Below are 20,256 nucleotides of genomic sequence, written 5' to 3' on the forward strand. Positions count from 1 at the left end.
CCACGACTCCGAGGAGATCCTCATGACCATCGACCAGCACGGCGACGCCAAGATCCAGGGCGTCTCGCTCCGTTCGCTGCCGAAGGTGTCGCTCCACGACCACCTCGACGGCGCCCTCCGTCCGCAGACCATCCTCGAGCTCGCCGACGCGGCCGGCGTCGAGGTGCCGGCGACGGAGTCGGCCGAGCTCGCCGATTGGTTCGAGGACCAGGCCGACTCGGGCTCCCTCGTCGAGTACCTCAAGACCTTCGACCTGACGATCGCCGTCATGCAGACCCGTGAGGGGCTGCGTCGCGTCGCGAAGGAGTTCGTCGAGGATCTCGCCGCCGACGGCGTCATCTACGGCGAGGTGCGCTGGGCGCCGGAACAGCACCTGGCCGGCGGGCTGAGCCTCGACGAGGCCGTCGAAGCCGTGCAGGAGGGCATCGAGGAGGGCGAGGACGCCGTCGACGCCGCCGGGAGCGACATCCGCGTCGGCCAGCTGATCACCGCGATGCGCCATGCGGACCGCTCGCTGGAGATCGCGAAGCTGGCGGTCGCGCACCGCGGGCGCGGAGCCGTCGGGTTCGACATCGCCGGCGCCGAGGACGGGTTCCCGGCGTCGAAGCACCGCGAGGCGTTCGAGTACCTGGCATCCGAGTTCTTCCCCGTCACGGTGCATGCCGGCGAGGCGGCCGGGCTCGACTCGATCCGATCGGCCCTCGTCGACGGTCGTGCGCTGCGGCTCGGCCACGGGGTGCGCATCGCCGAGGACCTCGACATCGTCGAGCAGAAGGGCGACGAGGTGCAGGTGCGGTTCGGCGACCTGGCCCGCTGGGTCCGGGACCGGGAGATCCCGCTCGAGCTGTCGCCCTCGTCGAACCTGCAGACCGGCGCGATCGCGGCGTGGGGCACCGGCCTCGAGGACCATCCCTTCGACCTGCTCTACCAGCTCGGCTTCGCCGTGACGGTGAACGTCGACAACCGGACGATGAGCCGCACCTCGCTGACGCGCGAGCTGAAGCTCCTGGCCGACACGTTCGACTACACGCTCGAGGACCTCGAGGCGTTCCAGCTGAACGCCGCCGCGGCGGCCTTCCTGTCGGTGGAGGAGCGCGAGGAGCTCATCGAGCTCATCGCTGAGGGCTTCTCGGGCTGATCCCCGAGTCCCGCCGCACGGCCGTGCCGGGATCCGCCGGCCGCTAGCCGCCGGCGCGGCGGACGTGCCGGGATCTGCCGGCCGCTCGCCACCGGCGCGGCAGTTCGGAGCGGCGGCGCCGGCGGCCGGTTGCCGGCCCGGCATCCGTGACGGGGAAATCGGCGAAAAGCGGCTCAAACCCGCCCGAACGACGCGTGGCTGCCCGAATCTCCGTCGCGCGTGCCGCCCCACCCGCGGTCGCGAGGGGCCGCCGTGCGGCACCCGGTGCCGGGGATCCTTCGACCGCGAGCGGCCGCCCGCGGCTGTCCCGGAGCGGCGGCGCCGGTGGCCGGCTTGCCCGCCCGGCATCCGTGACGGGGAAATCGGCGAAAAGCGGCTCAAACCCGCCCGAACGACGCGAGTGTGCCTGAATCTCCGTCGCCGGTGCCGCCCCACCCGCGGCCGCGAATCGCGCCGCAGTTCCCGCCTCAAGGGGCGGCGGCCCCGCCGGCCACGACCGCGAGGACGGAGGATCAGGCGGTGCGCGCCGGATCTCCCGACCAGCGCCCCTGCCGCCCCGAATGCTCCGTCACCGGTGCCGGGATCCGAGGATCTCGGCGAGGTCGCGGCGTAGCGCGTCGCGGTGGAAGAAGATGTCCTCTGCGATCGGACGCACCGTCGTGAACCCCCGTGCCGCAGCGGCGAGGTCGCGGCGGCGGTCCCGCTTCTGCTGCTCCCAACTCGCGTGGTGCGCTTCGCTGTCGCACTCGATGATCAGCCAGCCCTCGACCACGAAGTCGACGCGGCCCACGCCGCGGATCACGGTCTGCGTCTCCCACGAGCAGCCCAGCGACCGCAGGATGAGGCGCATCAGGGTCTCCGGCCCGGACTCGGCGCGCGGGTCGAGGAGCTTGCGCAGCCGCCGCAGCCTCCGGGGCAAACGGGCGAAGACCGCGGCGATGCCGGCCTCGTCGACCACGCCGGCGTGCCACGCGCTGTCGAGTGTCGCGATCGCGGCTCGCGGGTCCTGGCACCGCGTGGCCTGGGCGAGCGCGGATACGACGTCGGTCGCCGCCGTCGCGGGCTCGAGCCCGCTGGGCCGCCAGTGCCGGACGACTCCCGCCGGGGTCGGCCCACGGTGGCTCGCGTGCGGCTCGAGCTGGACGTGCAGCCGGTCGTCGCCGAGGACGAAGACCCCGAGGGCGCGGAGCAGTGAGACGCAGTCGAGCCGTGCCCCGAGTCCGATGGCCGTCAGCTGGTCACCGGTCACACCGGCGGTGACGTAGCGGTTCGGCCGCAGCCGCAGCAGACGCCCGGACGCGATGGCGCGGTCGAGGTCGCGGCGACGGAAGCCGCGGTCACGCAGATCGTCGCGGGTGAGGGTCCGGTCGATGAGGTGTTCATCCGTCATCGCCCCACCATCCCGGTCTAGTCGCGGGTCGACGGGCGGCGGATCGGTCCCCGGGGGATCGCCGTGGCGCGCGCAGGCTGGGGAGGAGCCGACGACCGACACCCGTGACGGAGAAACTGGTCGGGGAAGCCGATCCGCCGCCGGATCGGACGCGCTGCGCCCGGATCTCCGTCGCGAGTGCCGCCGCCGCGGCGTCCGCCGCGGCCCGGGAGTGCCGCGCTCGGCCTGCAGGCACCGCCGTGCCGGCCACCGCCGCCAGCGGCCCCAGGTGGCAAAGGGGCAGCCCGCCCCAGGCGCCCCCGGGCGGCAACCGCTCTCGCAGTCGTCTCAGCGGGGGAGTGCGGCGACCAGCTCTGCGACGGATGCCGTCAGCGCGGCGGTCATGTCGGGGTCGGAGATCGTCGGGGTGCCGTCGCCGGCCTGCGAGCCGTAGTCGCCGAACGACGAGTGCGCGGCTCCCGGGATCTCGACCAGGGTCGCGTCGGCGGGCAGCAGCGGCCGCGCGTCCGCGATCTTGTCCGCCGTGGTGAGGCCGTCCGCCGACCCGGAGAGGCTCAGCACCGGCAGCCCGCTCGCGGACAGGTCTGCGGCGCAGTAGGACGCGAACAGGACGAGGCCGTCGGCATCCTCGGCGAGCTGGCAGGCGCGGACGCCGCCGAGCGAGTGCCCGCCGACGAGCCAGGTGTCCACGGCGGGCGCCGCGTCGGTGAACGCGGACAGCGGGCGCAGGTCGAAGAAGGCGAGGTTCAGCCACGGCCGGGCGATCACCACGGTGACGTCCGCGGCGGAAACGAGGTCGGCGAGCTTCGCAGCGTAGGCGGATGCCTCGACCTTCGCCCCGGGGATGAAGACCATCCCCACGTCCGAACCGCCGTCCGCGGGCTCCAGGACGAGGCTGCCGTCCCGCTCCTCGAGGGACAGCCGGCTGTCGGCTTCGACGGCCGCGAGCGGCTCCGCTTCGGCGGGCATCACGCCGACCTGACTCCAGATGACCACGCCGACGACCGCGATGGCGAGGAGACCGAGCACCGACAGCACCACGACGCGGAGGATGCGCCGCCCGCGAGACGGGCGACGTGACCGCGCGGCCGTGGCGTCTGCCGGGTCAGCCACGGGTGGCGGTCAGCTGCCGAGCTCGGACTGTCGCGTCCGCACCGCATCGAGGACACGGCCGAACAGCGGGTGCCCCTCGGGAAGACCGGTGACGGATGCCGTGATCGCCGACGCGTCCTCGGAGCGCAGCCGCTCCTGGAGCTCGACGGCCTGCGGATCGGCGTCGTCCTCGAACCGGAGCGCGGCCGACACCGCGGCAACGAGGCCGTCGACGGGCAGCCCGCGCTCCGCGGCGGCGGCCGCGGGACCGATGAACCGCTCGTTGCGCGACAGCTTCCGCAGCGGCTGACGCCCCACGCGCTGCACCGTGTCGGGCAGTGCGGGGTTCGCGAACCGCGTCAGGATGGTCGCCCGGTACTCGGCCAGCTCGGCGGGGTCGAGCCGGTGCACCGCGCTCAGGAGCGCTGAGGTCTCGGTGAGCGCCTGCTCGACCTTCGCGGCGATGGCCGGGTCGGCCAGCGCGTCCGAGATGCGCGTGATGCCGGCAGCGGCGCCGAAGTAGGCGGTCGCGGCGTGCCCGGTGTTGACGGTGAACAGCTTGCGCTCGATGTAGGGGGCCAGGTCGTCGACGAAGTGCGCGCCGGGGATCTGGGGCAGGTTCGCGCCGAACGGACCCTTCTCGATGGCCCATTCGTAGAACGGCTCGACCGTGACGTCGACGCCGCCGTCGGCGGGCTGACCCGGCACGATGCGGTCGACGGCGGTGTTCGCGAACACGGCGCGGTCCGCGAGCGTCGCCCATTCGTCGCCGGCGCGCGTCTCGATCTCGGCGCGGAGCAGGTCGGTCGCGTTGATCGCGTTCTCGCAGGCCATGACCTGCAGCGGTGCGGCGGCGGCATCCCGCCGCTTCAGCCCTTCGAGGATGCTGGGGGCGACGAACGGGAGGATGTTCGGCCCCACGGCGGTCGTCACGACGTCGGCGGTCGCGATCTCGTCGGCCACTCCGTCGGGGTCGCTCTGGCTGTTGATGGCGCGGAAGCCGGTCACGACGGTGTCGCGCCCGCCGGTGCCGACCTCGTGGACGGTGTACTCGGGGACCGCGTTGATGGCGTCGACGAGGGCGCCCGCGACATCCGAGAAGACGAGCTCGTAGCCGCCCTCGTGCAGCAGCAGGCCGACGAAGCCGCGACCGATGTTGCCCGCGCCGAAGTGGACGGCCTTCATGCGTTGTTCACCGTCGAGAGCAGCGCGAACAGCTCCTCGGGGGTCGTCGCCGCCTTCAGCTTGGCGACCTCCTCGTCCTCGGAGAACAGCAGTGCGATCTGCGACAGGATCTCGAGGTGCTCGTCGCCCTTGCCCGCGATGCCGACGACGAAGGTGACCGGCTCGCCGCCCCAGTCGACGCCGCCGTCGTATCGCACGAACGACAGCGCGGAGTCGAGGATCGCCGCCTTGGTCTCGTTCGTGCCGTGCGGGATCGCGAGCTCATTGCCCATGTACGTCGACACCGCGATCTCGCGCTGCTGCATCGCATCGAAGTACGCCGAGGTGACGGCACCCGCCGTCTCGAGGATGTCGGCGGCCTCCTTCATCGCCTGCTCCTTGCTCACCGAGCCGGAGTGGATGCGGATCTGACCGAGGGTGAGAACTTCGCGAGCCATGGGTGTCTCTCTTCCTGCTGTGTGGGTGGAAAACGAGGGCTGCGGGGCCGGGACCATTGTCTCCGACCCCGCAGCGGTCCGCATCAGGCGCCGTCGTGCTGGCGGCGCACCATCTCGACGACCTCGTCGTACTTCGGCGAGTTCATGAAGTTGTCGACCGACACGTGGATCGAGTCCGGGGTCACCCCGCGCGCCCGATCCGTCAGCTGGGCCTGGGTGATGACCAGGTCTGCCGACGGCTCGAGGCTCGCGATGGCCTTGTTCGTGACCGTCACACCCTCGATGCCCGCCTTCTTAAACTTGTTGCGCAGCACGCTGGCGCCCATGGCGGACGACCCCATGCCCGCGTCGCAGGCGAAGACGACGTTCTGCACCTGACGGTCGGTCGTCACGGCGGCCGAACCGGCGCCCGCGCCGGCCTGGTCGCTGCGCAGGCCGCCGAGGTACTCGGACTTCTTGCCCTTGTTCGCCTCGGTCTGCGCGATCGCCGCGTCGAAGCTGTCGCTCTCTGCGGCGAGGTCCCGCTTGCGGGACGCCCGCAGGATGACGCCGGTGATGAGGAACGTGACCGCCGCGGAAAGCACGACCGACAGGTACACCACCAGCAGGTTCGGCACTCCCGCACCGATGGCGGCCGCGCTGACGGCGATGATGCTGCCGGGGGCCGCGGGGAACTGCAGTCCGCCACCGAGGAGCATGTTCGTGGTGACACCGGTGGCGCCACCGGCGATGAGGGCGAGGATCGTGGCCGGCTTGCTCAGGGCGTACGGGAAGTAGATCTCGTGGATGCCGCCGAGGAACTGGATGATCGCCGCACCGGGAGCCGACGCCTTCGCCTGGCCCACGCCGAAGAACGTGAATGCCAGCAGGAGGCCCACACCGGGCCCGGGGTTCGCCTCGATGAGGAAGAGGATCGACTTGCCCGTGTCCTCCACCTGCTGGAGCGCGAGCGGGGTGAACACGCCGTGGTTGATGGCGTTGTTGAGGAAGAGGACCTTCGCCGGCTCCACCACGATCGACAGCAGCGGGAGGAGGCTGAGCGAGACCAGCCAATCGACGATGCCGCCGAGGAAGGCGCTCACGCCGAGCATGATCGGCCCGAAGGCGAAGAAGCCGAAGATGGCCAGGAACATGCCCAGGATGCCGGCGGAGAAGTTGTTGACCAGCATCTCGAAGCCGGGCTTGATCTTGCCGTCCCAGAGCTTGTCCATCTGCTTGGTGACCCAGGCCGCGAGCGGGCCCATGATCATCGCGCCGAGGAACATCGGGATGTCGGTGCCGACGATGACACCCATGGTGGCGATCGTCGCCACGACGCCACCGCGGGCGTCGTAGACCATGCGGCCCGCGGTGTTCGCGATCAGCAGGGGCAGGAGGTAGGTCACCATCGCCCCGACGAGGCCCACATAGGAGGTGAAGGTGCCGCTGTCGCCTTCGGCGAGCTGGGTGCGCGCGCCTTCCCAGCCGATGGCGGCGACGTCGCCGCCTCCGCCCAGGATCTCGGCCACGGGGAACCAGTGCCACCCGAAGGGGCTGTTCGCTCCGAAGAAGCCGTCGGGGATGAACAGCATGGTGATGAATCCCCATGCGATGAAGGCGGCGATGTTCGGCATGATCATGCCGGACAGGAACGTGCCGAAGCGCTGCACTCCGACTCGTGCCCTGTTCACCCCCGCGTTGCGAGTGGACGTCGTTGTCATTGCTGGTTCTCCTTCGGGTGCGCCGCAGCCTCCTGGGCTGCGGCTCGGGCGGATGCCGCGTCCGACGCGGCGAGGGCTGCCGAGGCGATGCGACGCGCATCGTCCAGGCTGTGGTCGAGCAGGGTGGCGCGGACGTCGGCCAGCGCCGTCGGGGCCATCGAGAGGGTGGTCGCGCCGAGGCCGACCAGGACGACGGCGAGCAGCGGGTCCGCCGCCGCCTCGCCGCAGATGCCGACGGGCTTGCCGCGGCGGCGGCCGCCCTCACCGGTCGCCTGGACGAGCTGGAGCACGGCGGGATGCCAGGGGTCCTGGAACGAGGCCACCGACCCGAGCAGGCGATCGGCGGCGAGGGTGTACTGGGTGAGGTCGTTCGTCCCGATCGAGGCGAAGTCGGCGACGGCCAGCACCTTGTCGGCCAGCAGCGCGAGCGAGGGCACCTCGACCATGACACCGGCGGTCTTGATGCCGTACTCCTTCGCGATGCGCACGAAGTACTCCGTCTCCTCGACGGTGGAGACCATCGGGGCCATGACCCACAGGTCCGCGTCGGTGGCGGCATCCGCGTTCGCGAGGGCGGTGAGCTGCTCGCGGAGGATGTCCTCGCTGGCGCGCAGCGCGCGCAGGCCGCGCAGGCCCAGCGCCGGGTTCTCCTCGTGGGCGTCGTTGAGGAAGGCGAGCGGCTTGTCGGCGCCGGCATCCAGCGCGCGGACGACGACCTTCTTGCCCGGGAACGCCTGCAGCAGCTGCGTGTACGCCGCGGTCTGCTCCTCGACGGTCGGCGCCTGCGCCGAGCTGAGGAACAGGAACTCGGTGCGGAACAGCCCCACGCCCTCGGCACCCAGCTCCACCGCTGCGGCCGCGCCGTCCGGCTTGCCGAGGTTCACCAGGAGAGGTACGGCGGTGCCGTCGGCGAGGGCGCCCGGGGTGATGGGGGCGGAGGCGGCAGCGGCCCGATCGGCCTTCCGGCGCTCCACCTGCGCGATGTCGTCGTCGCTCGGCGACGTCGCCACCGTGCCCTGCGCGGCATCCACGATGACCGTCTCGCCCTCGGCGAGGTCGGCGGCGCCCTGCACGCCGACGACCGCGACGATCGACTTCTCACGCGCGAGGATCGCGGTGTGCGAGGTGGGTCCGCCCTCGGTGGTCACGAGAGCCAGCACCTTGTCGAGATCGAGCAGGGCGGTGTCGGCCGGAGCGAGATCCTTCGCGACGAGGACGAACGGATGCCCGGGGTCGGGGACGCCCGGGGCGGGAAGACCCCGCAGGTGGGCGATGACGCGCTGCGCGACGTCGTCGAGGTCGGCGGCGCGCTCGCCGAGGTAGCCGCCCATGGCGCTGAGGGTGTCGCGGAACGATGCGAAGGCGTCGAAGACCGCGAACTCGGCGGTCCTGCCGGCCGCCAGACGCGAGGCGACCTCCTCTTCGAGGGCCGGGTCCTCGGCCATCATCGCCTGCGCTTCGAGGACCTCCTGCGCCGCGCCGCCGGCGGTCTCGCCGCGGCTCTCCAGATCGCGCGCCACCGCGGCGATCGCGTCCTGCACGCGCGCGGTCTCCTCGTCGACGGTCGCCGTGCTCGGGGTGTCCTCGGGTGCGGGCAGGGGTTCTGCCATCCGGGCGATGGGGCCGTGGGCGACGCCCAGGCCGATTCCGACTCCGCGGAGCTCTGTCATGGTTCCCTCAAGCATCGTGATCGGTGGTGAGCAGTTCGGTCAGGGTGTCGAGCACCCGCTCGGCGGATTCGCCCTCGGCGGTCAGCGTCACGTAGTCGCCGTACTCCGCGCCGAGCGAGATGACGCTGAGGATGCTCGCGGCGTTGACGGGGGCGCCCGAGCCCTTCGCGACGGTGACCGCGGCGCCGGCCTCCTTCGCCGCCTGTGCGAAGAGCTTCGCCGGACGGGCGTGCAACCCGTTCGCCGAGCCGATGCGCACCGTGCGCGTGGCCTGAGCGGTCATCGGGGTGTCCTTTCGGTCGGGGCGGCGGGGGCGACGCACTCGTCCGCGAGGGCGAGCGTCCGGGAGCCGTCCCGGTCGTCGAAGATGTCTGCCGGCAGCAGCACGGCGTGTGCACCCCGGCCGGCGGCGTCGGCGCGCAGCCCGGGGAGCGCGGAACGCAGATGCGGACCGATCAGCACCACGTCCCCTGCGTCGACCTCCGCGGCGATCATGCCGGGGGTCCCGGCCGCGACGACCACGGTCCTCGCCTGGCGCTGCGCGGCGGCGCGCACCCGTTGGGCGACGAACGTGCTCGACGCACCAGCGCCGCAGACGACGAGGATCTTCATCGATCCGCCTCCTTGTTCCTCTCGCCATTCTCATCCGGCTCCCAGCCGGGGACAACTCATCGTTCTTCCGCGGGGGAGGAAACCTTCCGGGCCCGGCCCGTGGTTGACTGGACCCCGTGAGCCGGGCGAGACAGGACCGCGTCATGGCGCTCCTGACCCGGGAGGCCACCTGGCGCACCGCGAGCGAGCTCGCGGACCTCGTGGGCGTGACGCCGCGCAGCATCCGCTCCTACGTCGCCGCCCTCAACGCCCGCGTGCCGGGTGCGGATGCCGTGGAGTCGGGTCCCGCCGGATACCGGGCGGGCGGCGGTGCGCCGCACGCCGTGCAGGCCGGGACGGCCGATGCGACACCCCGCGACCGCCTGCACCGGCTGGTCCGCCGAATCCTCGACGCTCCCGACGGCATCGATGTCCACGAGACGGCGGAGGCCTTCTTCGTGAGCGAGGCCACGCTCGACGCCGACCTCGGCCGGGTCCGCGCCCTGCTCGGCGGAACGCAGCTGACCCTCGAGCGGTCCGCGTCACGCGTCCGCCTCCTCGGCACGGAGACCGCCCAGCGACGCCTGCTCAGCCGGCTCGCGCACGAGGAGATGGAGCAGGGCTCCTTCGACCTGCGCGCGCTCCGGCGAGCCCTCGGCGAGACCGCGGCCGACACGACGGCGCTCGTGGCCTTCAAAGCCGACCTCGTCGCGGGCCTCGGCGACCTCGGCTATCTCGTCAACGAGTTCGGGATCGGCGACGTCATGATGCACATCGCCATCACCGCCGACCGCGTGAGCCGCGGGCATGCCCTCGATGCCGGCGGGGCGCTGCCCTCGGCGGCGCGGACCACGATCGGCGAGCTGCTCGACCGGCTGGCCCGCCGGCATCTCGACGTCCGGCTCGGCGAGGGCGACCGCGACCACCTCGCCGCCCTCGTGCAGACCCGCGTCGTCGCCCCCGGTGCGGCAGAGCCCGACGCGGTGATCCGCGACCGGCTCGATCCCGACATCGAGCGCGCGGTCCGCGGGACGGTCGCGCGTGCGGCATCCGAGTTCCTCGTCGACATCGATCATGAGGACTTCGCGCTGCGCCTGGCCCTCCACGTGCAGAACCTGCGCCACCGCGCGCAGGAGCGCGCCTGGTCGCGGAACGCACTGACCCGGTCGCTGAAGTCGAGCTACCCGATGATCTTCGAGGTCGCCGTCTACATCGCCGAAGAGCTGCGGGAGCTCATCGGGGCGCCGCTGTACGAGGACGAGATCGCCTACATCGCGATGCACGTGGGCGGCCGGCTGGAGCGCTCCCGCAGTGCCGCACGACTGCTCACGGCGACGCTCGTGTGCCCCGGGTACTACGAGATGCACGAGCTCCTGCACGCGAGCATCGACCGTGCGCTGGGACGGGAGATCGAGGTGGTCTCGGTCGAGACCCGAGCCGACCCGGACTGGGGCGGGATCGACACCGACCTGGTCCTGACGACGATCGACCCGCCGACGCACGCCGAGCGGGTCGTCCGCGTGCAGCCGTTCCTCACCGAGAGCGACGTCGAGCGCGTGCAGGCCGCGGCCTCGCGCGCCCGCCGCGCGCGCCGGCTCGCCGGGCTGCGCGCGGAGCTGGAGCGGTACTTCTCGCCGGACGCCTTCGTGCCGCGCCTCGCGCCCGGTGCGGACGAGGAGAGCGTCATCGGCGAGCTCGGCGGACTGCTGGTCGCCCAGGGGGTGATCGGCGACGACTACGTGTCGCGGACGCTCGAACGGGAGCGGATGTCGTCGACGGCGTTCACCGACGCGCTCGCCGTCCCGCATGCGCTCGGCATGACCGCGACCCGCACGGCCATCGCGGTCGGGCTGGCGGACCCGTCGATCCGGTGGGGCGGCCAGCGCGTGCAGGTCGTCGCGATGGTCGCCTTCTCGGAGTCCGACCGCGAGGCCTTCCAGACCGTGTTCGAGCAGCTCGTCGAGGTGTTCAGCGAGCGCGACAGCGTGCAGCGCATCGTGCGGCGCGGGACGACGTTCGGCGCCTTCCTCGACGAGCTGGTCGCGGTCGTCGACGGCTGATCCGCCCGTGCCCGGGCCGTCCGCGCGTCAGCGCCGGTCGATCGCCGCCTGCAGCCGTAGCCGCACGCCGGGCCACTCGTGCGGGAGGATCGAGTACACCACGGTGTCACGGAGGCTCCCCTCGGGACCGAGCCGGTGATTGCGGAGCACTCCGTCCTGCTTCGCCCCGAGCCGCTCGATCGCGGCCCGCGACTGCCGGTTGTGCCAGGCCGTCCGGAACTCCACGGCGATCGCGTCGCAGCGCTCGAACGCGTGCTCGAGCAGCAGGAGCTTCGCGGCGCTGTTGACGGCCGTCCGCTGCACCGACGGGGACAGCCAGGTGTACCCGATCTCGACGTGCCGGTTGGCCTGGTCGATGTCGCAGAAGGTCGTCATGCCGACCGCGCGCCCGTCGACGACGACGGCCCAGGGGTTCATCCGGCCGTCGCGATGCTCGGCCCGTCGCCGGTCGATCTCGTCGGGGACGGATGCCGGGACCGCCGTGTACCAGGCGTACTCGAGCCCGGTGCGGGCGTCGGTCAGGTCCTCGGCGTGCGCGGGCGTGAGCGGCTCGAGCCGCACGTGCTCGTTCTCGAGCGGGACCGGGTCGGTGAACAGCACGGGGATCACCCCTGAGCGGCGCCGAGCAGCGCCCGCACGCCGGCGTCGAGCCCCGCGAGACGTCCGGCTGCGTCGGCGGCCGACTCGCCGCGGACGTCGAGGTAGGCCTTGAGCTTCGGCTCGGTGCCGCTCGGGCGCACGATGACGCGCGACCCGTCGGCCAGCCACAGCCGCAGCACGTCGCCGGACGGCTCGCCGGGGGCGGCGGGGAGCAGGTCGTCGATGCGCTCGACCGCGACCTCGCCGATCATCGCGGCCGGGGCCGCGCGGAGCGCAGCCATGAGGCGGCCGATGACCGAGACGTCGTCGACCCGGATCGAGACCTGGCCGCTCGCGAAGTAGCCGAACGTCTCGCTGAACTGGTCCAGCAGATCGGCCAGGGTCCTTCCCTCCTCGCGCGCCTCCGCAGCGAGGCCGAGGACCGCGATCGCCGCAGAGATCCCATCCTTGTCGCGCACGGTTCCGGGGTTCACGAGGTAGCCGAGCGCCTCCTCGAACCCGAACACGAGATTCGGCGCGCGCGAGATCCACTTGAACCCGGTGAGGGTCGCCTCGAAGCCGAGCCCGTAGTGCTCGGCGACCGTCTGCAACCCCGGCGAGGACACCAGGGAGCACGCGAGCGTCCCGGCGCCGGTGGTGCGGGCCGCGCGCCAGCCGAGCAGGAGGCCGACCTCATTGCCGGTGAGCCGGCGCCAGCCCTCGGGCGTCCCGGCATCCGGGATCGCGACGGCCAGCCGGTCGGCGTCGGGGTCGTTCGCGAGGATGAACTCCGCTCCCGCGGCGCGGGCCGCCTCGTACGACAGGTCCATCGCGCCCGGCTCCTCCGGGTTCGGGAAGGCGACCGTCGGAAAGCGGCCGTCCGGCTCGATCTGCGCCTCCACGACGGCGGGGGTGGGGTAGCCGGACACGGACAGGATGCGGCTCAGCGTCTCATGGCCCACGCCGTGCATCGCGGTGTAGACCCACCGCATGCCCGCCGCTCCCGCCGGCGCAGGTGCGACCATCGCGGTCGCGGCCACGTACGCGTCGATCACGGATTCATCGGCGATCTCGTAGTCCTCCGACCGGGGGACCGAGCCGAGGTCGGCGCGGTCGGCGACGGCCGCGATGTGCGCGGCGATGTCCCGATCGGCGGGTGCGACGATCTGCGACCCCTCGTCGGGCCCGCCGAGGTACACCTTGTAGCCGTTGTCGTCGGGCGGGTTGTGGGATGCCGTCACCATGACGCCCGCGGACGCTCCCAGGTGGCGCACCGCGAACGCGAGCACGGGCGTGGGCAGCAGGCGCGGGAGCAGGATGGCGCGGAGCCCCGCGCCCGCGAAGATCTCCGCGCTGTCGCGGGCGAACACGTCGGAGTTCCGGCGGCCGTCGTAGCCGATGACCACGGAGGCGGTGGCATCCGTCGCGTTCTCGCGCAGGTAGGCGGCGAAGCCCGCCGCCGCCTGACCGACCAGCACGCGGTTCATCCGGTTCGACCCGGCCCCGAGGGCGCCGCGCAGACCGGCCGTGCCGAAGGCCAGCCGGGTGTCGAAGCGGCCGTGCAGATCCGCATGCGCGGCGGCGTCGCCGGCGTCGGCGCGGGCGATCAGGTCGCTCAGCTCCGCGCGCGTCTCCGGATCGGGGTCCTGGGCGAGCCAGGAGCGGGCGACGTCGACGATCGCGGCGTTCACAGTGCGCCGATCACGCGGGCGAGGAGGTCGGAGATGACGGGCTCGGCCTCGCGGCCCGCGTCGATGACCTCCTGGTGGCTGAGCGGTGTCGTCTGGATGCCGGCCGCCATGTTCGTGATGAGGGAGAAGCCGAGCACCTCCATGCCCGCCTGCCGCGCGGCGATCGCCTCGAGGGCGGTGGACATGCCGACGATGTGCCCGCCCAGCGTCTTCGCCATGCGCACCTCCGCGGGGGTCTCGTACTGCGGGCCGCGGAACTGGCAGTACACGCCTTCGTCGAGCGTCGGGTCGACGCTGCGGGCGACGTCGCGCAGGCGGGTGGAGTAGAGGTCCGTGAGATCGACGAACGTGGCGCCCTCGAGCGGGGAGTCCGCGGTGAGGTTGAGGTGGTCGCTGATGAGGACGGGCTGGCCGGGCTGCCAGGCGGGCTTGATCCCGCCGGCGCCGTTGGTGAGCACCATCGTCCGCGCCCCGGCCGCGGCGGCGGTGCGCACGCTGTGCACGACACGGCGGACGCCGTGGCCCTCGTAGTAGTGGGTGCGCGCGCCGATGACGAGGACGCGACGGCCCGTCGCGGTGAGGATGCTGCGGAGCGAGCCGACGTGCCCGGCGAGGGCCGGTCGGCTGAACCCGGTCACCTCGGTGGCGTCGATCGTGGCCGTCGTCTCGCCGATGAGCTCGGCGGCCTTGCCCCATCCGCTGCCGAGCGTCAGGGCGATGTCGTGGCGCTCGACGCCGGTCAGCCGGGCGATGTCGGCGGCCGCGGTGGCGGCGACCTCGAACGGGTCGGCGGAGGGGTCGTCGAGCGGGTTGCTGTAATCGGACATGGGTCCACTTTAGGAAGTCGGAGCGGATCCGGACGAGATTGAGGCGCGCGACGCTCGCGTGCTGGGAGAGAATGGACATCATGTCTGTGAGCTTCGAAACCACCCAGAGCGTCGCGATCATCGGCGGCGGGCCTGGCGGCTATGAAGCGGCACTCGCGGCCGCCCAGCTCGGCGCGGATGTCACTCTCGTCGAGCGTGCCGGTGTCGGCGGGTCCGCGGTCATCACCGATGTCGTCCCGTCGAAGACCCTGATCGCGACGGCCGACGCCGCCGTCGCGACCCGCGGCGCCTCGGACCTCGGCGTGCAGCTGTTCGCCCGCGGCGACAACGGCAAGCCGCTCAAGCCGGAGATCGCCATCAATCTCGCGGCGGTCAACAAGCGCGTGCTGTCGTTGGCGCGGCAGCAGTCCGACGACATGCGGGCGCAGCTGGTGGATGCCGGCGTCCGGATCATCTCGGGTCACGGCCGCCTCGACGGAACGCACGCCGTCATCGCGTCGACGGGGCCCGACGGCACGGACTTCGACCGCATCGAGGCCGACACCCTCGTCGTGTCGGTCGGCGCCGCGCCGCGCGAGCTCGACAGCGCCAAGCCCGACGGCGAGCGCATCCTCACCTGGACGCAGCTCTACAACATGAAGACGCTTCCCGAGCACCTGATCGTGGTCGGCTCGGGTGTGACGGGTGCGGAGTTCGCCTCCGCCTACATGAACCTCGGCGCCGAGGTGACGCTCATCTCCAGCCGCGACCAGGTGCTTCCCGGCGAGGACTCCGACGCCGCCGCCGTCATCGAGAAGGTCTTCACCCGCGGCGGCATGACCGTCCTCTCCAAGTCGCGTGCCCAGAAGGTGGAGCGGACCGCGGACGGCGTCATCGCCACGCTGAGCGACGGCCGCACGGTCGAGGGCAGTCACTGCCTCATGGCCGTGGGTTCGGTCCCGAACACCGCCGGCATCGGCCTGGAGGAGGCCGGTGTGCAGCTGACGGACTCCGGGCACATCCAGGTCAACCGGGTCGCCCGCACGTCGGTGCCGAACATCTACGCCGCCGGCGACTGCACCACTTTCCTGCCGCTCGCCTCGGTCGCGTCGATGCAGGGCCGGATGGCCGTGTTCCACGCGCTCGGCGACACCGTCATCCCGCTCGAGCGGCACCGCGTGACGGCGAACATCTTCACCGCCCCCGAGATCGCGACCGTCGGCCGGCAGGAGAGCGACATCGCCTCGGGTGCGGTGAACGGCTACGTGCACAAGCTGCCGCTGGCCGCCAACGCCCGCGCCAAGATGATGGGCGTCAAGGACGGCTTCGTGAAGATCATCGCGCGAGAGGGGTCCGGGACGGTGATCGGCGGCGTGATCGTCGCGCCCCGCGCCTCGGACCTGATCTACCCGATCGCCATCGCGGTGGAGCGGCGCCTGACCGTCGACCAGCTCTCGCGCGTCTTCGCGGTCTTCCCGTCGCTGACGGGCAGCATCACGGATGCCACGCGAGCCATGCACCAGGTCGGCCGGGACGAGGACACCTTCTCCTGACCGCTTCCGCTGCGGCGCAGCGGGTCAGCGTTCGACGACCAGCTCCTGGATGACCGTGGCGTGCAGGTAGGTCTCCGCGTCGGCGCTCGCGTCGATGCGGATCGCCTCGGCGGGCCCGGTGTCGACGGCGATCCCGTGCGCCTCGCGGTCGCAGGGGATGTCGGTGACGGCGCGGGAGGAGCTCGACTGCTCGGCCGGGAACACGGTGATCGTCACCTCGGCCGTGACACCGTCGCCGCCGAAGCATCGGGCGTCGACCCGCACCACCTGCGTCGGCGCCTCGTAGTCCAGTCGGATGCCGTCGTCCGGGCGATCCCCGCCCGTCGCGGGACCGATGCGCATCCCGGCCGTCCCGGCGTCGCCCGGTCCGTCCGACGACTCGGCCGCCACGGTGTCCAGCCACTCTCGCGCGGCGTCGAGATCGACCTCGGGGGTCGCGGCGCACCCGCACAGCAGCAGGACGGCGGCCGATGTCGCAAGACCGGCCCGGCGGAAACCCTTCATGGGCACACGCTATGCCACCCCGCTCCGGCGGGCACGCGGGATCAGGAGATCGTGAGCAGTTGGTGACCGGCGGCCACGGTCGTGCCGGGCTCCGCGTTGATCGAGCCGACGACGCCGTCCTTGTGGGCCTGGATGGGCTGCTCCATCTTCATCGCCTCGAGGACGACAACGAGGTCACCCTTGATCACCTGCTGGCCGTCCTCGACGGCGATCTTCACGATGGTGGCCTGCATGGGCGATGCCACCGCGTCGCCGCTCGCGCCGGCCATCGCGGTCGTCGCGTGGGACCGGCGGGAGGGCGGGACGGCTGCGGGGCGGCCGACCGCGGCGGGCGAGTGCGCGATCCGGTCGGGGAGGCTCACCTCCAGGCGCTTGCCGGCGACCTCGACGACGACGGTGTGACGCGACTCGGACTCCGCTGCGGGGCCGGCTTCGCCGTCCCACACCGGGATGTCGTTGTGGAACTCCGTCTCGATCCACCGCGTGTAGACGCCGAAGCCGCCCTCCGCTGTGAAGGCCGGGTCGCGGACGACCTTGCGGTGGAACGGGATGACGGTCGGCATGCCGGCGACCTCGAACTCGTCGAGGGCGCGCCGGGACCGCTCGAGGGCCTCCTCGCGGGTGCGGCCGGTGACGATGAGCTTGCCGAGCAGGGAATCGAAGGCGCCCGAGACGGCGTCGCCCGCGGTCACACCGGAGTCGAGGCGGACGCCGGGTCCGCCGAAGGTCTTGAAGACGTGGATGCTGCCCGGGGCGGGCAGGAAGCCGCGGCCGGGGTCCTCGCCGTTGATGCGGAACTCGAACGAGTGGCCGACGGGCGCGGGGTCGTCGTAGTCCAGGGTGCCGCCCTCGGCGAGGCGGAACTGCTCGCGCACGAGGTCGATTCCGGTGACCTCCTCGGACACCGGGTGCTCGACCTGGAGGCGCGTGTTCACCTCGAGGAAGGAGATGGTCCCGTCGGCGCCGATCAGGAACTCGCAGGTCCCGGCACCGACGTAGCCGACCTCCTTGAGGATCGCCTTCGACGAGGCGTAGAGGATCGCGTTCTGCTCGTCGCTGAGGAACGGGGCCGGTGCCTCTTCCACGAGCTTCTGGTGGCGCCGCTGCAGCGAGCAGTCGCGCGTCGAGACGACCACCACCGTGCCGGCGGCATCCGCGAGGCACTGCGTCTCGACGTGGCGGGGCTTGTCGAGGTACTTCTCCACGAAGCACTCGCCGCGGCCGAACGCGGTGATGGCCTCACGCGTCGCGGACTCGAACAGCTCCTCGATCTCGTCGAACTCGCGTGCGACCTTCAGGCCGCGGCCGCCGCCGCCGTACGCGGCCTTGATCGCGATGGGCATGCCGTACTCCCGGGCGAACGCGACGACCTCGTCCGCGCCGGCGACGGGACCAGGGGTTCCGGGGGCGAGGGGAGCGCCCACCTTCTCGGCGACGTGCCGCGCGGTGACCTTGTCGCCGAGCGACTCGATCGCCTCCGGGCTCGGACCGATCCAGATGAGCCCGGCGCGGATGACGGCGCGCGCGAACTCGGCGTTCTCGGCCAGGAAGCCGTAGCCGGGGTGCACGGCGTCGGCGCCTGAGCGGCGGGCCACGGAGAGGATCTTCTCGATCGAGAGGTACGTCTCGGCGCTCGTCGCGCCGTCCAGTGCGTACGCCTCGTCGGCGAGGCGGGCGTGCAGCGCGTCGCGGTCCTGATCGGCGTACACGGCGACCGACGCCTTGCCCGAGTCACGGGCGGCGCGGATGATGCGCACGGCGATCTCACCGCGATTCGCGATGAGCACCTTGGAGATCCGGGTCGTCGCGCTCTGAGGCATGGGTTCGAGCCTACCCATGGATATGCCGCCCTCTTTGGATAACTCGCACAAGATACCTCGGAGAACGTCTGGGGAAGTCTACGACCCGGCGGGCCGGTTCCAGAGCGAGGTCCATTCGACGCCGAGCTGTCGGGCCAGGCCCCGCACCGTCGACAGGGACATCCCCACGACCGTCGAGGGGTCGCCCTCGACGCGCTCGATGAAGGCGCCGCCGAGGCTGTCCACGGTGAACGCGCCCGCCACCTGCAGCGGTTCGCCCGTCGCGACGTACGCGTCGATCTCCGCGTCCGTGACGTCGGCGGCGAAGGTGACGGATGCCTCGGCGACGGCGTGCGCCTCGTGGGGAGTGTGTCCGGGCGCCACCCGGAACACGCTGTGCCCCGAGTGCAGCACGCCGGTGCGCCCGCGCATCGCGTGCCAGCGCGAGCGGGCGGCATCCGGCTCGTACGGCTTGCCGAGGATCTCGCCGTCCAGCTCGAACATGGAGTCGCCGCCGATGACGATGCCGTCGAAGCCCTCCAACGACAGCGCCGACGCGACGTCCGCCGCCTTCCGGCGCGCGAGGAGGAGGACGTGCTCGTGCGGCGGCAGGGTGCGGCCCTCGACCGCCTCGGTCTCCGCGATCACGGCCTCCTCGTCGACGCCGGGCGCGCGGGTGAGCGGCTCGATGCCGGCCTGCCGCAGCAGCATGAGACGGGCGGGGGACGTGGAGGCGAGGCACACGCGCATGCCGCCACGCTACTGCCCAGGCGGGGTGTGACAGCATCGGAGGATGCAGCCCGGCGACCTCCTCGACCTCGACATCACCGCTGTCGCGCACGGCGGTGTCTTCGTCGCGCGCCACGAGGGCCGCGTCGTCTTCGTGCCCGACGCGATCCCGGGGGAGCGGGTCCGCGTGCGGCTCACCGACACCCGGAAGACGTCGTTCTGGCGCGGCGACGTGGTCGAGGTGCTCGACGCGTCGCCGCACCGGCGGCCCCACATCTGGGCCGCCGCCGACGTGACGGTCCCGCCCGAGGACCGTCCCGGCGGCGCCGATCTCGGCCACATCGAGCTCGGCCACCAGCGTGAGCTCAAGACCGCGGTCGTCCGTGACGCCCTGCAGCGGTTCGCGCGCGCCGACCTGCCCGTCACGATGGAGCCGCCGCTCGGCGACGACTCGGACGACGGCGCCGGATGGCGCACCCGCGTCAGCCTGCACGTCGATGCGGACGGTCGCGTCGGACCGTTCGCCGCCCGCAGCCACCGCGTCATCGAGGTCGAGGACCTCCCGCTCGCGACCGCCGCGATCGCCGCCGCGGCGTCCCGGGCCCGGACCGCGGCGCCCGGCCGACTCGATCTCGTCCAGCCGGGGGACGGCCGCGTGCGCGTCATCCCGCGCCCCGAGAAGCCGTCGTCACGCCGGTCCGTCATCGATCCCGCGGCGCGGGAGACGGTCGTCGAGGTCGCCGGCGGACGCGAGTTCCGGGTCGACGCCGGCGGCTTCTGGCAGGTCCACCGCCTCGCGGCGACCACGCTCCACCAGGCCGTCGCGGACGCCGTGACGGATGCCGTCGACCCCGACGCCTGGCACCTCGACCTGTACGGCGGGGTGGGGCTGCTCGCGGCGGCCGTCGCCCGGGCGGGCGGCCCGCAGACCCGCGTCACGTCGGTGGAGTCCGATCCGCGGGCCACCGAGCACGCCGGGGAGAACCTCTCGGAGTGGATCGGCGCACGCGCCGAGACGGGACGCGTCGACCGCTGGCTCGGCGGACTCGAGGGCGCTGCCGGCGCCGCCCAGCGGGAGCGGCTGCAGCGGGGGGTGGTCGTCCTCGACCCGCCCCGCGCCGGCGCCGGCCGGGAGGTCGTCGAGCGCCTCGCGGCGCTGCAGCCCGAGCGCATCGTCTACGTCGCATGCGACCCGGTCGCGCTCGCGCGGGACCTCGGGACGTTCGCGGACCTCGGCTACACGACGCCGTCGGTCCGGGCCTTCGACCTGTTCCCGAATTCGCATCACGTCGAGGCGGTCGCCGTCCTGACGCGGTGAGCGGGGTGGGTAGT

At 72.4% G+C, this 20,256-nt stretch carries 18 protein-coding genes; 4 read left to right on the top strand and 14 right to left on the bottom strand.

Features of this window, described 5'->3' with window-relative positions:
* Positions 1-22 precede the first annotated feature (22 nt).
* Positions 23-1,138 (top strand): adenosine deaminase, encoded by a 1,116-nt coding sequence (locus AB3M83_RS11000; protein WP_412948033.1) that lies wholly within the window; start codon positions 23-25, stop codon positions 1,136-1,138.
* Positions 1,139-1,706: 568 nt separating this feature from the next.
* Here the strand turns inward: AB3M83_RS11000 and AB3M83_RS11005 are convergent.
* From AB3M83_RS11005 to AB3M83_RS11040, 8 genes are all read right to left on the bottom strand, one after another.
* The gene (locus AB3M83_RS11005) at positions 1,707-2,528 is read right to left on the bottom strand and encodes a hypothetical protein (RefSeq protein WP_412948035.1); all 822 of its coding nucleotides are present in this window, start codon (positions 2,526-2,528) and stop codon (positions 1,707-1,709) included.
* 327 nt (positions 2,529-2,855) lie between these two features.
* Complete coding sequence (locus AB3M83_RS11010; RefSeq protein WP_412948036.1) at positions 2,856-3,641, bottom strand: alpha/beta hydrolase; 786 nt, start codon at positions 3,639-3,641, stop codon at positions 2,856-2,858.
* Positions 3,642-3,650: 9 nt separating this feature from the next.
* Positions 3,651-4,805: a mannitol-1-phosphate 5-dehydrogenase gene (locus AB3M83_RS11015; protein ID WP_412948038.1), complete on the bottom strand. Its 1,155-nt coding sequence runs from the start codon at positions 4,803-4,805 to the stop codon at positions 3,651-3,653.
* Positions 4,802-5,242, bottom strand: coding sequence for a PTS mannitol transporter subunit IIA (locus tag AB3M83_RS11020; protein ID WP_412948040.1), 441 nt, complete (start codon positions 5,240-5,242; stop codon positions 4,802-4,804). The genes AB3M83_RS11015 and AB3M83_RS11020 overlap by 4 nt, the downstream gene beginning before the upstream one ends.
* A gap of 83 nt (positions 5,243-5,325) precedes the next feature.
* Positions 5,326-6,942, bottom strand: a complete 1,617-nt coding sequence (locus tag AB3M83_RS11025) for a PTS mannitol transporter subunit IIBC (protein ID WP_412948042.1) — start codon at positions 6,940-6,942, stop codon at positions 5,326-5,328.
* The gene (gene ptsP, locus AB3M83_RS11030) at positions 6,939-8,612 is read right to left on the bottom strand and encodes a phosphoenolpyruvate--protein phosphotransferase (RefSeq protein WP_412948044.1); all 1,674 of its coding nucleotides are present in this window, start codon (positions 8,610-8,612) and stop codon (positions 6,939-6,941) included. The genes AB3M83_RS11025 and ptsP overlap by 4 nt, the downstream gene beginning before the upstream one ends.
* 7 nt (positions 8,613-8,619) lie before the next feature.
* Positions 8,620-8,895, bottom strand: a complete 276-nt coding sequence (locus AB3M83_RS11035) for an HPr family phosphocarrier protein (RefSeq protein ID WP_412948046.1) — start codon at positions 8,893-8,895, stop codon at positions 8,620-8,622.
* Positions 8,892-9,224 (bottom strand): PTS sugar transporter subunit IIB, encoded by a 333-nt coding sequence (locus tag AB3M83_RS11040; protein WP_412948048.1) that lies wholly within the window; start codon positions 9,222-9,224, stop codon positions 8,892-8,894. Before AB3M83_RS11040 ends, AB3M83_RS11035 begins: the two co-directional genes overlap by 4 nt.
* Positions 9,225-9,367: 143 nt before the next feature.
* Between AB3M83_RS11040 and AB3M83_RS11045 the strand changes: the two genes are divergently transcribed.
* Positions 9,368-11,263 (top strand): BglG family transcription antiterminator, encoded by a 1,896-nt coding sequence (locus tag AB3M83_RS11045; RefSeq protein ID WP_412948509.1) that lies wholly within the window; start codon positions 9,368-9,370, stop codon positions 11,261-11,263.
* 27 nt (positions 11,264-11,290) lie between these two features.
* On the opposite strand, the gene AB3M83_RS11050 is transcribed toward AB3M83_RS11045, so the two are convergent.
* The 3 genes from AB3M83_RS11050 to AB3M83_RS11060 are packed head-to-tail and all read right to left on the bottom strand — an operon-like array spanning position 11,291 to position 14,360.
* Positions 11,291-11,863, bottom strand: coding sequence for a GNAT family N-acetyltransferase (locus tag AB3M83_RS11050; protein WP_412948050.1), 573 nt, complete (start codon positions 11,861-11,863; stop codon positions 11,291-11,293).
* Between the two features lie 5 nt (positions 11,864-11,868).
* The gene (locus AB3M83_RS11055) at positions 11,869-13,533 is read right to left on the bottom strand and encodes a phospho-sugar mutase (RefSeq protein ID WP_412948052.1); all 1,665 of its coding nucleotides are present in this window, start codon (positions 13,531-13,533) and stop codon (positions 11,869-11,871) included.
* Positions 13,530-14,360 (bottom strand): purine-nucleoside phosphorylase, encoded by an 831-nt coding sequence (locus tag AB3M83_RS11060; protein WP_412948054.1) that lies wholly within the window; start codon positions 14,358-14,360, stop codon positions 13,530-13,532. Before AB3M83_RS11060 ends, AB3M83_RS11055 begins: the two co-directional genes overlap by 4 nt.
* A gap of 80 nt (positions 14,361-14,440) precedes the next feature.
* Here AB3M83_RS11060 and AB3M83_RS11065 point away from each other — a divergent pair, with 80 nt between their 5' ends.
* Positions 14,441-15,892, top strand: a complete 1,452-nt coding sequence (locus AB3M83_RS11065; protein ID WP_412948056.1) for an NAD(P)H-quinone dehydrogenase — start codon at positions 14,441-14,443, stop codon at positions 15,890-15,892.
* A 24-nt stretch (positions 15,893-15,916) separates the two neighbouring features.
* On the opposite strand, the gene AB3M83_RS11070 is transcribed toward AB3M83_RS11065, so the two are convergent.
* From AB3M83_RS11070 to AB3M83_RS11080, 3 genes are all read right to left on the bottom strand, one after another.
* On the bottom strand, positions 15,917-16,396 hold the full coding sequence (locus tag AB3M83_RS11070; RefSeq protein ID WP_412948058.1) for a hypothetical protein: 480 nt from the start codon (positions 16,394-16,396) through the stop codon (positions 15,917-15,919).
* 41 nt (positions 16,397-16,437) lie between these two features.
* The gene (locus AB3M83_RS11075; protein WP_412948059.1) at positions 16,438-18,216 is read right to left on the bottom strand and encodes an acetyl/propionyl/methylcrotonyl-CoA carboxylase subunit alpha; all 1,779 of its coding nucleotides are present in this window, start codon (positions 18,214-18,216) and stop codon (positions 16,438-16,440) included.
* A 78-nt stretch (positions 18,217-18,294) separates the two neighbouring features.
* The gene (locus AB3M83_RS11080; protein ID WP_412948061.1) at positions 18,295-18,945 is read right to left on the bottom strand and encodes a Maf family protein; all 651 of its coding nucleotides are present in this window, start codon (positions 18,943-18,945) and stop codon (positions 18,295-18,297) included.
* A 43-nt stretch (positions 18,946-18,988) separates the two neighbouring features.
* On the opposite strand from AB3M83_RS11080, the gene AB3M83_RS11085 reads away from it, so the two are divergent.
* Positions 18,989-20,242 (top strand): class I SAM-dependent RNA methyltransferase, encoded by a 1,254-nt coding sequence (locus tag AB3M83_RS11085; RefSeq protein WP_412948063.1) that lies wholly within the window; start codon positions 18,989-18,991, stop codon positions 20,240-20,242.
* Positions 20,243-20,256: the final 14 nt, after the last annotated feature.

The sequence above is a fragment of the Microbacterium pasadenense genome, assembly GCF_047246565.1.
In the GTDB taxonomy this organism is placed as follows: Bacteria; Actinomycetota; Actinomycetes; order Actinomycetales; family Microbacteriaceae; genus Microbacterium.

What these genes read in the sequence shown, in the direction of transcription:
- AB3M83_RS11025 (WP_412948042.1), bottom strand. Translation starts at nt 6,942, where the DNA reads ATGACAACGACGTCCACTCGCAACGCGGGGGTGAACAGGGCACGAGTC.
- AB3M83_RS11060 (WP_412948054.1), bottom strand. Translation starts at nt 14,360, where the DNA reads ATGTCCGATTACAGCAACCCGCTCGACGACCCCTCCGCCGACCCGTTC.
- AB3M83_RS11000 (WP_412948033.1), top strand. Translation starts at nt 23, where the DNA reads ATGACCATCGACCAGCACGGCGACGCCAAGATCCAGGGCGTCTCGCTC.
- AB3M83_RS11040 (WP_412948048.1), bottom strand. Translation starts at nt 9,224, where the DNA reads ATGAAGATCCTCGTCGTCTGCGGCGCTGGTGCGTCGAGCACGTTCGTC.
- AB3M83_RS11015 (WP_412948038.1), bottom strand. Translation starts at nt 4,805, where the DNA reads ATGAAGGCCGTCCACTTCGGCGCGGGCAACATCGGTCGCGGCTTCGTC.
- AB3M83_RS11005 (WP_412948035.1), bottom strand. Translation starts at nt 2,528, where the DNA reads ATGACGGATGAACACCTCATCGACCGGACCCTCACCCGCGACGATCTG.
- ptsP (WP_412948044.1), bottom strand. Translation starts at nt 8,612, where the DNA reads ATGACAGAGCTCCGCGGAGTCGGAATCGGCCTGGGCGTCGCCCACGGC.
- AB3M83_RS11020 (WP_412948040.1), bottom strand. Translation starts at nt 5,242, where the DNA reads ATGGCTCGCGAAGTTCTCACCCTCGGTCAGATCCGCATCCACTCCGGC.
- AB3M83_RS11070 (WP_412948058.1), bottom strand. Translation starts at nt 16,396, where the DNA reads ATGAAGGGTTTCCGCCGGGCCGGTCTTGCGACATCGGCCGCCGTCCTG.
- AB3M83_RS11035 (WP_412948046.1), bottom strand. Translation starts at nt 8,895, where the DNA reads ATGACCGCTCAGGCCACGCGCACGGTGCGCATCGGCTCGGCGAACGGG.
- AB3M83_RS11085 (WP_412948063.1), top strand. Translation starts at nt 18,989, where the DNA reads ATGCAGCCCGGCGACCTCCTCGACCTCGACATCACCGCTGTCGCGCAC.
- AB3M83_RS11065 (WP_412948056.1), top strand. Translation starts at nt 14,441, where the DNA reads ATGTCTGTGAGCTTCGAAACCACCCAGAGCGTCGCGATCATCGGCGGC.
- AB3M83_RS11075 (WP_412948059.1), bottom strand. Translation starts at nt 18,216, where the DNA reads ATGCCTCAGAGCGCGACGACCCGGATCTCCAAGGTGCTCATCGCGAAT.
- AB3M83_RS11080 (WP_412948061.1), bottom strand. Translation starts at nt 18,945, where the DNA reads ATGCGCGTGTGCCTCGCCTCCACGTCCCCCGCCCGTCTCATGCTGCTG.
- AB3M83_RS11045 (WP_412948509.1), top strand. Translation starts at nt 9,368, where the DNA reads ATGGCGCTCCTGACCCGGGAGGCCACCTGGCGCACCGCGAGCGAGCTC.